This is a genomic window from Chitinophaga sp. CF118, assembly GCF_900112615.1.
In the GTDB taxonomy this organism is placed as follows: domain Bacteria; phylum Bacteroidota; class Bacteroidia; order Chitinophagales; family Chitinophagaceae; genus Chitinophaga.
Window position 1 is genome coordinate 904960 of the sequence record NZ_FOMK01000004.1, and the last position, 15597, is coordinate 920556.

The window sequence follows — 15597 nt, forward strand, 5'->3', positions numbered from 1 at the left end:
ATATTTTACCGTAATAACGCTGCAGCGCACCACAGCACTGGCGCCTGTCCATGCATATCCCCGGTAATGCGTTTACGGTCCAGGTAATACTGCCTGTCATTTTTCTTATTTGTACCCTCACATACTTCCCGGATATCTCCATTCTCATCAATGTAGGTTATAAGAGCCAGCCAGGCCTTACGTGCCGCAGGCCCATAGGTAGCAGCATCAAGCCATCCTTCTTTTACCCCGGTGATCATGGCAAATGTGAACATGCCTGTGCAGGAAGTTTCCTGCCATGAAGCAGGATCATCAATCAGTTGCCGCCACATGCCATCCTCTGCCTGATGCTTAAGCAGTGTGGCCATCATCTTTTTGTATCCCTGCATAATGCGGGGCCGGTTAGGATTATCTGATGGCAATGAACGTAACAATTCACTCATACCTGCAGCCATCCAGCCATCACCCCTTCCCCAGAAAAAGGGTACATCAGGTGCATGATAAAACAGTCCATTAGGTTGTTGTAATGAATCCAGGTAAACCACCATTTCCTTTGCAGCACGATCAATGTATAGCCGGTTGCCGGTAGCGCGATAGGCTTGCGCCTGTACTGCCGTGATCATAAACATATCATCTATCCACAAGCGGGTTTGCCATGTAAGCCCCTGGTTAGCATAAACAATAGATTCCGGTTTTACGTGTGGCCCTTCGGGTGTGCCCCATTGTTTGTCAGCAATTGCCTTTCCCATATCCAGGTAGCGTGGTTCTTTCAATTGTTGATACAGCTCTAAAGGAACTGCTCCGAAAACGGCATGGTCTACGTGATCTGAAGGTGGTACCAAAGCTGCTTCTTCACCAAAAAGCGGGTCAAAACGTTTGGCCAGTTTGCCTGTAAGGACTTTATCATGGCTCGCCTTGGCAAATGACAGCGCACCATACCACGCACACACTTCCGGATATGTAATAACGGAAGGCGGCTTTGTCCGGCCAAAGTTGGGATGCGGAGAGGCAAGGAAACGGTCAGCCACCCGTTTTCCAATCTCTTCCGGCGAAGAACCTTTTGGAAAATGCTTTAGTGTACCGGTTTGCGCATTGACAATACCGTAAGCGAAAATCATCATAAACATCATCAGGCTTTTCATACTATTGTTTTAATGGGTTATTGATTATTTACCAAAATAAGTTCTGTGGATATACGGGTCCGGTAGTCGTTGCATCTATCTGCGTCTGCGGGATAGGCCGGAGTATATGTTTGTCTTGTATATTGGCTTGCGCATCCGTATTATGTAGTCTTACCCGTCTGAGTAACTGCCCTGTTCTTACCAGGTCCAGCCATCTCACTAATTCCCCGCATAACTCCCGGGAACGTTCATCCAGAATAAAATCCAGGGTGAGGTCAGATGCCTGTATTTCCATAGCCTGCGGGTCGCCGGACGGATACGCCGCTCTTCTCCGGACGGCATTGATATAAGGCACTGCATCTGCTGGCCGGCCATCCATAAACGCAGCTTCCGCTGCTATCAGATATGTATCTGCCAACCGGTAAACAATGATTGGTCTGATAGAAGGTGCGTTCATATCGGAACGTTTCGTATCAAAATACTTGATTAATGTTGGCGCTAATGCGGGTACATATTTGCTGGGAGTAATTACCTGGTAAGGCGTAGCTTTTATTTGTGCATCGGCCATTTCATAACCAGGCATAAATATGGCAGTATCTCCCGGCTTAAATTTTGGCTGGCCCGGTTGTGCACTGGCCGGAGCACCCGGCGGCAATGGATTTGACCAGGTGGGAATTAACTTCTGAGCATTACAGATCCATGTGGTTTGAAAGGTTTTATTATATCGTGTATCATTTACTCTTTCTGCAAATGCAGTATCTGTTAACCAACGGGTAGGAATAACCCGTATATAAGGGCGCCCATATAAAACACTCCGCTGCATACCAGGCTGGTTCTCGTATTGCGGTGCCCATAAATGACATAACAGGTTATCCATATCCCGGTTATCCTGCTTGGGAGAACCATTATATGCCAGGTTCGATGTATGCTGTATACTCCATAATATTTCCATGTTTGCCTCATTACCTTCCTGGAATACTTTTCCAAAATCGGGCAACAGACCTAGTCCTGTTGAGGCACTGCTATTGATCAGTGCTGTGGCTGTGGCATAAGCATTCTTATAATCATCTGTTTTTTTTGCAAGGGAACCTGCCCTTGTCAGGTACACCTTTGCCAGCAGATGCATGGCTGCCGCTGCAGTAGCTTTGCCTGGCAGCACACCGGCAGTGAAAGGACTTGCCGGAAGAACCGCAATAGCGGCATTCAGGTCTTCAATAATAAAATCATACACATCGGCCATCGGAGCGCGGGTAGCAGATGTAGTGGGAGTATTCTGAAAGTTTTTATTTAATGTAACATCCCCCCAGAACTGTACGAGTATAAAATAATAATTCGCACGCAGAAACTTTGCTTCCCCCACCATCCTCTTTTTGATTAGTGAATCCATGCCGGTTATTACTGACGCATTATCCACCAAACCATTACAGGTATTAATATAGGTATAACAATATTTCCAGACGTTACCTACATTGCCGGTTGCAGGTGTATAATTGCTGGAATAACTATTCAGTTCAGAGTTACCGTCAACTCCCTTTTTAAATTCATCAGTTCCGGCCACTGTCAGGGTATAAAAATCCTGAGGGCCCCAGAGCCAGCGGTTACCTGCATAGGCAGCATTCAAACCGGCCTCAAAACCCTGCGCTGTCCTGAAAAATTCCGGAGTAAGAATGGAAGTCGGATTCTCAATTAATTTTTTCTCACAACCGGAAAACAACCCTGTTACAAACAGGAAAATGACTATTTTTTTCATAACGCGATGTTTAATCATTCATATTATAAAGACATGTTGATACCGAATATCATAGACCAGGTACCGGGAGTATCCACATTCAGGTACCCCTGGTTACTAGTACCAGAACCAGATCCCATGGCTGTTTCAGGATCTATCCCTTTATACTTGTTCCTATATGGTGAAAAAAGGATGAACGGATTCTGTGCAGTAGCATATACTCTCAAAGAGCCAATTCCTAACCGTTTCACGGTTGCAGGCTCCAGATTGTAACCCAGGCCTATACTCCGGATCTTCAGATAACTGCCGTCAAAATAACTTAGCAGGGCACTGTTTGGTGTATTGGTATTTGCATGGTTAGGTTTAGGATAGAAATTCTGACCACTTCCAGGCGTCCAGTAATCCACATCCAGGTTATTATAATTGCTTTGATAAGTGTTGATAAAACTGCTGCTCTGATGCATTCTGCTCACAATAGTTCCTCCTACTCTTGCAAATGCTACTATCGTCAAATCAAATCCTTTAAAAGTAAACCGGTTAGTGATACCTCCCTCCCATTTCGGTTGGTTGGATCCCAGAATTACCCTGTCATCTGCATTAATAATGGAATCTCCATTGGTATCTGCCTGCCTGATCTGGCCAATAACGGAGCCGGAACCAGCGACTGTTAATCCATATCTTTTAGCCAGTAAAGAATCGCCTTTTGTATTTTGCCAGATACCTTGCTTTTTATAATCGAAGATGGCGCCTATAGGTTGTCCTACAAACCAGTTGTTAGTGATATCGCGTTTAACATTATTCGCCAGCTGAGTTATTTTTCCGCGGTTAATAAAAATGTTCAGATCAGTGGTCCAGCCAAATCCATTTCCTTTAGGTTGAACATTTATAGTGCTCAATTGTAACTCTATGCCTTTGTTCGATGTCTTTCCCACGTTGGTCACTATCGCATTGGGGATACCGGATGTAGGCGGCAATGTTTGCGGTAATAACAAAGATCTTGTATACTGTTGATAAACATCTACAGATCCCTTAATACGATTCTCCCATAAACCAAAGTCGATTCCTGCATTCAGAGTAGAAGTATACTCCCAGGTAAGTGCAGGATTAGGCACATTTGTAGGATATGCTCCGGTAACATTTGTAGAACCGTAATTATAGGTAATGGGTGATAAAGCGCCTAGTGTCTGATAAGGGGAGATAGCAGTATTACCAACGGTACCATATCCGGCTCTTAATTTCAAATCTGAAATTGAACGGGCGGATTTCAGGAAAGGTTCTTTGTAGAGGTTCCATGCAGCAGCCACGGATGGGAACACATGGTATTTATTTCCAGGTGCGAGACGGGAAGAACCGTCAGCACGCAGAGTTAGTGTAAGTAAATATCTTTCATTATAATTATAGTTAATCCTGGCCATATAAGAAAGGATATCCCATTTTTCGTACTTACCCTGACCGCTAAGATTTGATGAATACTGCGGATTATAATACTGGAGGAAATCTGCAAGGATAGTATTATTATTAAACTCATTGGATTGAAATTGTGACTCCTGCAAACTATACAATCCTGTGAAGTTGATCTTATGCTTTTCTGCAATGGTCTTCTCGTACATCAGCAAATTTTCGAGTGTATAATTGACTGAAAATGCTGTTTTATTGCTGGACGTATTTAAAGTACCCTGATTGTATGTTGTTTTACTCGCATAAAAATTGCCATACACATCACTTCTTATTTCTGCACCTGCATTCAATCTGTATTTTAATCCTTTAGCCAGGTTAATTTCTGTATATAAAGTAGTGAAGGTGCCAAATCTTTTACGTGTTTCTACAGCCGCACCGGGTAAAAGATCTGCTAATGGATTCCATACCTGGCTGGCTGTACCAGGAACATATGCATTCATCAATGCTCCGGAACTATCATAGGGAGATACCAGTGGATTTGCACGTAATACCTGACCCATCGGATTTGCATTTTCTCCATTCGTGAGAGAATAAGTATTCAATGAATTAACACCTATTCTAACAGATTTCCCTAGTTGCTGGTCAAGGCTGGCCTTCAATGAAAACCGTTCAAAAGATTGTCCGGAATAAATACCTGTTTCCTTATAATATCCTCCGGATACTGCGTACTGCGTAGTTTCAGAGCCACCGGCCACTCCCAGCTGATGGTTAGTTGTCAGCCCCGTTTTATAGATCAGCTTTTGCCAGTCTGTATTACGCCCCATTTTAATCCCCTGTACTTCTTCCTGGCTAAAACTGCCATTGGTATAAAAAGCAGGATCATCCAGTCCTGTATATTTCCCGGGAGTTTCATTAATAAGTGCCCATTTCTTAAACGTGGTGAATTGCTGTCCATTCATCACATCATATTGTCCCATATTTTTGACAAACCCTGCATAGGCACTATAGGTGATTACCGGTTTACCCATCCGCCCCCTCCTGGTACTTATAAGGATCACCCCATTGGCACCTCTTGAGCCATATATAGCAGTAGCGGAAGCATCCTTTAATACTTCTACAGACACTACATCATCCGGGTTAAGGTCATTAATATCCCCGTTAAAAGGAAGCCCATCTACAATAAACAATGGATCATTGGCCGCATTAACAGACCTCGTACCTCTTACCAGTATTTTAGGCTTTGCACCTGGCTTGCTGTTACCTCCGCTCTTTTGGACATCTATACCTGCTCCCCGGCCCTGTAATGCCTGGCTTAAATTAGCCACAGGAACATCTCTTAGCGCCTGTTCCTTTATAGATACAATAGAGCCTGTTACATCAGATCTCTTTTGTGTTCCATATCCCACCACTATCACTTCATTCAGGCTTTTTTTATCTAATACTAATGGAATAGAAAGCGCCGATTGATTTTCATTTCCAATAACGATCTCCTTTCGCAGATATCCTGTAAAAGAAATCCGGAGTGTGCTGTGCTGAGGAACAGTGATAGTGAATTTACCATCAATTTGTGTAGTAGCTCCTTTCGTTGTTCCTTTCACCATCACTACAGCACCGGGAAGTGGTGTACCTTCCTCATTGGTAACAATTCCCTTAATAACTACAGTAGCTTCATTTACTGATTGCCGGGCATGTAAATTGTTTGAGCAAAAAAACAAACAATACAACATTATAATGGCCCAAATGCCTCTCGCTTTACATACATTTTTCATAACGTGTGATTTAATTTTTAATACAAACAGTCTGGTCTAATAGGGAATTTCATTTTAATGCAAACGATTGCATAAATAAGGCAATAAAATCCCCATTCCATTTGATTTAAACAAATGAATATGGAGGGAACTTGAATTATGCAAACGATTGCATTTATTACAATGAAAAGTTGACTGTTATTGAATCTTAAGCCTGATACTAATAATTGGATCTATGAAAAGAAGATAATCTAACGCTTAGGGCCTGGGTACAGTCAATTATTCATTATGATTTTAGCTTGGTATTCTATCTTCACGTGGAAACTGTTTTAAAGTTAGACAAAAGGCATTAATAAAACCCGTTGTACCACTTGCTTAATTTTACCCATTACTTATACTTTTTTCTCTTCAATAAGTTATAAGGGTCAGAATCTTAGGTTTCAGACAAGATCGGATCTATTGGAAGTTATTATGTTCATGTTTTGAGGAAACATGAAAAACAAAGGATTTGTTCACTAATATCACATTTTTACAGACAGTGAAAATGTGATATTAGTGAACAAATCCTTTGATAATTTTCTTTTACAAATTACTGCAAATCAATATTATAAAGACGATATCACTTGTTGCAGACTTCTTCCCTGATAGATCTCTTTTCCATCAGCCAGAATCCGTAACCCCTTCCCTTTCCCATATTTTTTACCGGTCTTATCCCAACGGATAGTAAGCAAACGCCCATGATAAGGTACCCGCTCCAGACAAAACCAATCCCACTGACCTTTAGGGAGTAACGGATTCAGTTCAACCATATTTCCGGTGCCCGGTTTTAAGCCAATGAGATCACTGATCACAAGATCGCAAAAGCCGGAATGGTTGTAATAACTGCTACGTGGGTCATCTCCCTTCAACCAGTAGCCGGTACGCTCATCCTGGTATTCACCAATATAAGAGATCCCATTCTTTTGATGAGAGCGGGCATATACCTGCAAAGCGCGGTAATACACCGCCGGCGTCATATGCTCATGATGTTTGTAATGAGTAAGCAGGTTCGCCAGCCCTTTCAATGTCTGGGTGGAAGCAAACGGCCAGATAGCGCCATCCCATTCGCAGCCACCGGTACCATGTGAACGGAAAGCAGGATGCCTTCTTTCTGCTGTTGTAATTCCCCAGGGGGCATTAAAACCCAAGGTATCGGTTAGCTGGCCCCAGGCTTTGGCGTAAGAGGATTTATCGTCTGGCAGATTAAAATACCAGGGGATAAAGCCTATTTCTTCCCGTGCATCTGAGAACGGACCTTTTGCTAACCGCACTTTATAAAAGCGGGCTGTATCATCCCACAATTCCTGCTGAACCAGTGTTTTTATTTTTGCAGCATCCTGCTCATATCTTTGAATCAGCGTATCATTACCTGCCATGACAGCTACCTTTGCCAATGCATTGGCATTGCCATACATATAACTGCTGATGCTTGGCCGGGTATTCTTTTCCTTGCGGGAACCAGTTATGGATTCTTCCATGCCATCTTTTACATCAAACTGCCAGAAGAGTCCTCCGGGTAAGCGCTTCTCCTTTTCCCAAAGGCGGTAATCTGCATCCATGGGTTGTAACAGGCTGACGATAAAACTGCTGTCTGCATCAACCAGGAAACGATTATAAACGGCATCTTCTGCCCAGCTGCTGAACTGATGGAAACGGGGAGCCGGTTGTTGTGCATCCTTCAGATACCAGTAACGGATATACTGATCAAGATACTGCGGATCGCGCAACCAGCGGCCTTCATATACATGATGCCCAAACGCACAACTTAATGCGTTAAATCTACCTGCATGTTTTACCTGGGTGATAAACTCTGTGAATATAAATCCGTCCGGTGTTTGCTTGAGATGTTTGCGAAAGGTCCACCAACGATAGTAATACGTTTGCTCAATAGTACTGTCCGGGCAGTCCAACAAGGGGATATTAGCTTCCAGCCATTCATAAGCGTGTGCATTATCAACATAGTTTTTTACATTCTCCTGATCCTGCTGATTAAAACGGGTAACGTAGTGTAGTAGCTTGCCTGTTTCCTGCTGTGCCATAGCACTCAGCGGGAACAATAAACAAGCTAGTAATTTTGCTTTGATGGATCCCATCCTTTGAATACTTTAGTCACAGTAATGATTTTTGCCTCTTTATCTGTCAGTTGGCGCGACCATGCTACTCGTTTGCCGGTGGCAGCTCCCGGACCGGTATTTTTATATTCTGCATAACGGGCAGTCTGTTCATTAGTTACTTTATCCCAGTTATGCCAGCCTTCCGGGAGGATATGTGCATCAAGGAAACAGTTCATAAAGATAGTGGCAGAATAAGGACGCCAGGGACGACCGAGATACATTTTATTAACAGTAGTTTCATCAGCAGTCAGTTTGCAATTGATGAAAACAAATCCGTATTGCTGATATTTTGTAGTAGATGCTGCTGTGATGTATGAATTTCTTTTGCTGTAGATAGTACAGTCCTGGAACATTGCAGTAGCGGCTCCGAAGATGAAATCGACGGTTCCTTCAATATAACACTTATAATAATACTGACGGCAGCCATCCCTTCCGGCATAAAGAGTATCCTGGTTACCCAACAGGCGGCAATTGCGAATGATACACCGGTCTCCTTCTACATGTAATGCTACTGCCTGTCCTACATTACCTGCTGTATTTTCGAAGGTGAGATTCTCTGCGGTAATATCATCACCCTCAATTAAAACCGTGTGAGAATTGAAGGTGCCAAACTTATCTTTTCCAGCGGGATCTTTACCTCCGGGGAATAACTTCCCGTTATAATCTGCGTTTGTAATAATCGTGCTATCCCTGTCTTCTCCCTGTAAAGTGATTCCTGTTTTCCAGGATGGGATGATGAGCTTTTCATTATACACCCCTTTTTTGATAAAGATCTTTACAGGGAAGTAAGAGAAATCACGTACAGCATTCACCGCTTCCTGTATTGTCGTGAAATCACCACTGCTATCTTTGGCGACTACAATATACTTACGATCTTCAGCCAATGCTGATTGAGCGATGAATAACAAAGCAAAAAAGAATGTTTTCAGGAAAGACCAGCTTTTCATTTAAAATGGAATTTTTCAGGATAGGGTACAAGCTATAAAAATCTTTGAATTAATTAGTTTTTATTTACGCAATCGTTACCAGAACTTAATGATGAAAGATATTTCAAAGACTCAATACACAGAAAAGAAACAAGAGTGGCACCAAGAATGATTAGCATAGCATCCATTCTTAAATATGTTGTTTTAAAAACAGATTGTAAAAACGGTACATACACTAATAATGACTGCAATATAATTGTCAGTATAATCGCTCCCCACATATTACGGTTAGTAAATATCCTTGAAGATATCATTGTGTGATAAGTAGATCTGGCCGAAATTGCATTACCCAACTGTACAAAACACAGCGTTGTAAACACCATTGTTTGTTGCATTTTCAGGTCATACCCCTGTTTCACTGCCCACCATTGAACAAAGATTGCTGCCACAGTTAATATGATTCCGGTAAGTAAGATCCTTGAGATTAAACCTCCCGCGAATAAATTTTCTTTCGGAGGACGTGGAGGACGTTTCATAATATCTTTTTCGGCAGGCTCTCCTACAAGTGCCAGTCCGGGTAGCCCATCCGTTACAAGATTAATCCATAGAATGTGAATAGGAAGTAAAGGAACAGCGAATCCAAGAATGGGTGCAAGGAAAATAGTTAATATTTCTCCCAGGTTACAGGAAAGCACATACAGGATAAATTTCCTGATATTCTCATAAATCCTTCTTCCTTCGCGTACAGCCTTAACAATAGTCGCAAAATTATCATCGAGCAGAATCATATCTGCCGCTTCTTTTGTTACGTCCGTACCTGTTATTCCCATTGCCACCCCAATATCCGCCTGTTTTAATGATGGAGCATCATTCACCCCATCTCCTGTCATGGAAACGAATTGTCCATTACTTTGCAATGCTTTTACAAAATTCAATTTTTGCTCCGGAGATACGCGTGCATAAACGGAAATATTTTTCACCTCATGTTTGAACTCATCCTCTGTTAATTTATCCAGATCCGCACCCGTTCTAACTTCCATAGAAGTCTTACCAGTCATCCCCAAACGCTCGGCAATTGCATGGGCTGTAAGAGGCTGATCGCCGGTTATCATAACTGTTTTAATTCCTGCTGTTCTGCATTGACGGATGGCCTCCACAACTTCTTCCCTGGGAGGATCTATCATTGCCACCATCCCCAGGAAATCAAGATCATTTTCAAGATCCATATTTACTTCAGATGGTACATGGTCAAAGATCTTATAAGCAAAGAATAAAACGCGTAACCCATCTGCCGCCCATATACGATTTAAATCCAGCCATGCTGATGTCTGCTCTTTATATTTTGCAGATAATACTTCAACCATTTTTACAGGAGCTCCCTTTACAAATAAGATCCATTTATCCTGGTATTTATGCAAAGTACTCATCCTCATTCTTACCGAATCGAAAGGTAACTTTGTCTGAAAAGGGAAAGCATTATCAGCATCTGCTTTTGAAAGACCATTTTTCTGTGCATGATTCACTAGTGCTATTTCTGTAGAATCGCCCAGCAACACACCATCCTGTGGAAATCTCACTTCATTGTTCAGGACCATAGCAGACCTCAGCAATTCTTCCTTTCCGGGTACTGCCTGGATCTTTTCTACTACCATAACATTTTGTGTAAGTGTTCCGGTTTTATCACTACAGATATAGGTAACAGAACCTAATGTTTCCACGGCAGGCAGTTTTCTTATTAAGGCCTTTTGCTTTACCATTCTCGCTGCACCCTGAGCCAGCGCAATTGTTATTACCGCAGGAAGCGCTTCAGGCAAAGCAGCAACAGCAAGCGACAGTGCAGTGAGGAACATATTGAAAGGAGGTTCACCACGCCACAATCCGAAACCAAATACAACCAGGCAAATTACTATAACAATAAATGCCAGCTGCTTACTAAATACTGTCAGCCTTTTTTGAAGTGGCGTTTTTGGAGTGCCAATGTCCAGCATTCCGGCAATTTTGCCAATCTCTGTATTCATTCCAATAGCAGTTACCACAGCCTTCGCAGATCCATTACTAACAATTGTTCCTTTGAATATCATATTATGCTGATCTCCCGGCACAAGGTTTTGCTCATCTATCACTTCTGTTATCTTTTCTACAGACTGGCTTTCTCCTGTTAATGATGCTTCATCCGTTTTAAAAGAACTTACTTCAATTAGTCTTGCATCGGCTGGAACAATATCTCCTGTATCCAACAGGATTATATCACCTGGTACAAGCTTATCAGCTTCAATTTTAACAGGGTTATTATCGCGGAGAACCAACGCATACTGAGCCGCCATTTTTCGCAGCATCCCAATCGATTCTTCTGCGTTATATTCCTGGGAATATCCCATCCATGCATTTCCAATAATGATGGCAAGAATTACAAAAGCATCAGTATGTTCTCCTACAAGAAATGAAATTATAGCAGCTATAATTAATATAAGAATGGTTACATCGGTAAACTGTGCAATAAGTATTGACAACCTGCTTTTTTGCATTGTTTCCTGCAAAACATTCTTTCCAAATTCCTCCTGCAGCACCGGAACCAACTCGTTATTCAGACCCAAAGAGGATGTTTTGAGATGATGTAAGACTTCTTCTTCGCGTAGCTGATAGAATGGCAACATTAATTATATATTATATGGGTTTACAATTTATTACAGGGTAGGTGATACAGATCACAACAAAACATACATGTATCTCAGAAGCCCTTAACTATGATAGCTGCTTTAGTGTTAGTATTGCATTACAAAAACTATCGCACATGAAGGCAGTTGCCTACAGTATAAAATCTTTTGAAAAGGCATTCCTGGACAAAGCTAATCAAAAGAAACATGATATTACACTGACAACAGATACGCTTGGGTCTGGTACTGCTATTCATGCTAAAGACAAAGAAGCTGTTATCGTATTCACTAATGACGATGTTTCTGCTAATGTAATAGACAAACTGGCTGCATTGGGAATTAAGTACATCATTACACGTTCTACAGGTACTGATCATATCTGTAAGGAGGCCGCTGATAAACACGGAATTAAACTTTTCAATGTTCCTTCTTATTCCCCACAGGCCATAGCAGAGCACGCTGTTGCACTTGCATTTGCATTGAACCGGAAATTGATTAAATCAGATCAACACAGTCATCGTTTTGATTTCAGAAATGATGAATTGATTGGATTTAATTTTTCAGGAAAAACGGTAGGATTGATTGGCTTAGGGAATACCGGCCTTGCAGTGGCCCGTATATACAATGGTCTGGGATGCAAAGTCATAGGATTCGACCTCTCTTTTCCAGAAAATGATCTGCATATTCAACCGGTAACACTGGAAACATTACTGGCCTCTTCGGATGTTATATCATTGCATCTGCCACTTACACCATCTACCAGATATCTTATCAATAAAAATACACTTGATCAGATGAAAGATGGCGTAATGCTTATTAATACCTCCAGAGGAGCACTGCTTAAAACGATAGATGTAATAGAGGCTTTAAAAACCGGCAAGATAGGTTACCTTGGACTTGATGTGTACGAATATGAGAAAGGTTTATTCTTTGAAGATCATGAAAATGACCTGGTGAAAGATTCTCTGCTACAATACCTGATGAAGTACTCAAATGTATTGGTCACTCCACACCAGGCTTACTTAACAAAAGAAGCCCTCCAGGAAATTGCAGATCAGACTATCCGGAACCTGGATCTGTGTAAATGAACCTTTTTATTTTACAACAAAATGATACTCACCTGATCCTGTTCTAATCATCGCCTTACCATCTTTATACCCCAACAATTTTACATCTTTCTGCCGTGCCAGAGGCAGATCACTTTCTTTAACAGACTGTGTAGCTTTTGCTGGCAGATAGATGGTTGCAGTTGTATTTGCCGGGATCTGTACATAGAGATAAAATACGCCACCTTCTTTTTTCCATTCACTACGGATAGTGCCATACTGCGCATTATAAGATCCTTTCACATAAGAAATATCTCCTACTACTTCCGGACGAATAATAATATCTTTATAAGCTACCGATTCTGCTGATTGATTAATACCTGCCAGTCCATTGTAAAACCATTCCATGATATGCCCCAGCATCAGATGATTATTAGAGACATTTTCCAATGCAGGCCACGACTCAGTTAATGCAGTTGCTCCTTTAGCCAGCTGAAAACCATATCCTGGTACATCGCTGCGGTAATTCATATCATAGATCAATTGAGAGGCTCCTCCTTCCTGCAATGCTTCTATAAGGAAGTGAAAACCGATATCTCCTGCTGTTAGTTTTTTGCCATCATGCGTAATAGAATCCACCAGATTCTTAAATACTTCTTTACGGTACTTCTCATCTACCAATCCTGTACAAAGTGGCATAGCCATAGCCGTCTGGCTGCCGGTTGCATAAACTTTCGACTGTGCATTAAAGAACTGATTATTGAAAGTATCTTTTACAACAGCAGCCAATTGTGTCCATTTAACTGCATCCTGTTTATTGTTCAGCAATGCTGCCATTTGCGATAACAGATTGATATCGTAATAATAAATAGCGGTGGCAGTAAGGCTTTTAGGTGTTAACTGTGCTACTCCCGGCCTTGCAGGACCATAATCAAACCAGTCGCCCAATCCATAGGATAAGATATTCCCTTCAGCTCTGCTTTGCAGATACTCTACATATTTTTTCATCATCGGATATGCGGTACGCATCACTTCTTTATCACCATACCACTTGTAAATAAGCCAGGGCAATATAACCGAAGCACTGCCCCATTCAGGCGAATCCCTAAAGCCAAAACCCTTATCATCAAAGAACACAAATTCAGGTGCAATGTCAGGTATCAGTCCTTCTTTGGTTTGTGCATCCATCATATCATAAACTAACTTTTTATATAACTGATAGATATCGAAGTTATGCTGGATAGATGCTCCCATCAGGTAATCCTGTTCCAGCCAGCTTAGTTTTTCACGATGCGGACAATCAGTCATTACACTCTGAATATTACTCTTAATAGCCCACAGAATCAGTTCATTGATCTGGTTAAACAGTGCATTGGAACATTCAAAAGTTCCAGCTGATGGGGTTGAATTACGGGTATGCAGAAAGTCCAATGCTGTGATCTGTGGTAGTCCTTCCGGATTGGTAGCAGTATCAGGAACTGCCCCTTGTACCTGTACATAACGAAACCCGTAATAAGTAAATCGTGGCCGCCATGTTTCCACACCATCACCTTTTAATGTGTAAGAAAAATAATAGGGCTTACCGGTAGCTTTCTGATTAGCCAGCTTTTGATCATTGATCAGTTCTGCAGGCGTGAGTTTGATTGTTTGTCCTTTATGTCCCTTCACTTTCAGTTCAACGATCCCTGAGGCATTCTGACCAAAGTCATACATATAAATACTGTCAACAGGCCTGGATACTGATTTCACATGTAAGATATCCGTCACCTTTACAGGATAGTCTTTTTCTGCTTCCAGCAAACCTTTCGGGGCTTTTACCAGCAATGCATTTTCCCATGCAGTATCCTGAAAAGAAGGCTGATCCCAATCCTTTTGTTCGAGTGTTGCATTATAATCTTCACCACCATAAATACTTGCGAAGGTGATGGGAGATGGCGCAGTTTTCCAGTCACTGCCAGATACTATAGTAGCGGTAGTACCATCATTATATGTGATAAGCAATTTGCAAATCATTTTAGGCATACCAAAAGCGATAGATAATTTGCGATACCGTTCCTTATTGATATTATAAAATCCATTACCTACTATTACACCAATAACGTTGTTTCCTTTATTCAAGAGATCAGTTACATCGTAAGTATTGTACAGTACACGTTTATCGTAGAAAGTCCAACCGGGTGCAAGGAAATTATCACCCGCCCTGTTACCATTAATTGTCAGTTCATATTGTCCTAGTCCACTCATAAATACCAGCGCACTTTTTACAGCACGGTCTGTTTTAAAGATTTTACGGAACAGAGGAACTACGGGACGTTGTTTTGCTTTATTACTTTTTTTGTCTTCCCCGCTATGTACACCAGGCACCTGGATCATGGAATCTGGCAGTTCTTCGTAACCTATCCATTTCGCATTGCTCCAGTCGGCAGGAGTAAAAAGACCCGTAGTAAAAGAAGTAACATCACTCCAACCGGAAGCATGGTTCTGTTGATCCCATACCTGTACACGCCAGTAATACCGATGTGCAGGCAAAAGCTTTTTTCCCGTATGAACAGGTTGTGTGCTTTTGATGATACCAGCAGTTTGTTTTGAGAGTAATGCGGAATCATCTGCTATCTGCAACTGGTAGGCTGACTGCAAATATCCTCTTTGTGTGGTAACGATCTGCCAGCTGAATGATGGGGCGGAAGCATTCACCCCATTGGGTGATACTTTGTGTTCACATAACAAATTTGTTACTTCAGTCTTTATCTTTTGTGCAATACAAAAACAACTAAGCAAAACGAATAACGTGGAAAGAAATATTCTTATCATCAATAAAAAGTTGAGACAATAAAACCTATATC

At 41.7% G+C, this 15597-nt stretch carries 8 protein-coding genes; 1 reads left to right on the top strand and 7 read right to left on the bottom strand.

Annotation, left to right across the window (positions count from 1 at the left end):
• Window positions 1-5: 5 nt before the first annotated feature.
• From BM176_RS19910 to BM176_RS19935, 6 genes are all read right to left on the bottom strand, one after another.
• Window positions 6-1121, bottom strand: a complete 1116-nt coding sequence (locus BM176_RS19910; protein WP_090106045.1) for a glycoside hydrolase family 88/105 protein — start codon at window positions 1119-1121, stop codon at window positions 6-8.
• 28 nt (window positions 1122-1149) lie between these two features.
• Window positions 1150-2850, bottom strand: coding sequence for a RagB/SusD family nutrient uptake outer membrane protein (locus BM176_RS19915; RefSeq protein WP_090106046.1), 1701 nt, complete (start codon window positions 2848-2850; stop codon window positions 1150-1152).
• A gap of 23 nt (window positions 2851-2873) precedes the next feature.
• The gene (locus BM176_RS19920; RefSeq protein ID WP_090106047.1) at window positions 2874-5996 is read right to left on the bottom strand and encodes a SusC/RagA family TonB-linked outer membrane protein; all 3123 of its coding nucleotides are present in this window, start codon (window positions 5994-5996) and stop codon (window positions 2874-2876) included.
• Window positions 5997-6580: 584 nt separating this feature from the next.
• Window positions 6581-8107 (bottom strand): MGH1-like glycoside hydrolase domain-containing protein, encoded by a 1527-nt coding sequence (locus tag BM176_RS19925; protein ID WP_090106048.1) that lies wholly within the window; start codon window positions 8105-8107, stop codon window positions 6581-6583.
• On the bottom strand, window positions 8080-9075 hold the full coding sequence (locus tag BM176_RS19930; protein ID WP_090106049.1) for a pectinesterase family protein: 996 nt from the start codon (window positions 9073-9075) through the stop codon (window positions 8080-8082). Before BM176_RS19930 ends, BM176_RS19925 begins: the two co-directional genes overlap by 28 nt.
• 53 nt (window positions 9076-9128) lie before the next feature.
• Window positions 9129-11708: a cation-translocating P-type ATPase gene (locus BM176_RS19935; protein ID WP_218162239.1), complete on the bottom strand. Its 2580-nt coding sequence runs from the start codon at window positions 11706-11708 to the stop codon at window positions 9129-9131.
• Window positions 11709-11845: 137 nt separating this feature from the next.
• On the opposite strand from BM176_RS19935, the gene BM176_RS19940 reads away from it, so the two are divergent.
• On the top strand, window positions 11846-12796 hold the full coding sequence (locus BM176_RS19940; protein WP_090106050.1) for a 2-hydroxyacid dehydrogenase: 951 nt from the start codon (window positions 11846-11848) through the stop codon (window positions 12794-12796).
• Window positions 12797-12802: 6 nt separating this feature from the next.
• On the opposite strand, the gene BM176_RS19945 is transcribed toward BM176_RS19940, so the two are convergent.
• Window positions 12803-15565 carry a family 78 glycoside hydrolase catalytic domain gene (locus BM176_RS19945; RefSeq protein ID WP_090106051.1) on the bottom strand — a complete coding sequence of 921 codons (2763 nt, stop codon included), beginning with the start codon at window positions 15563-15565 and terminating at the stop codon, window positions 12803-12805.
• Between the last annotated feature and the right edge of the window lie 32 nt (window positions 15566-15597).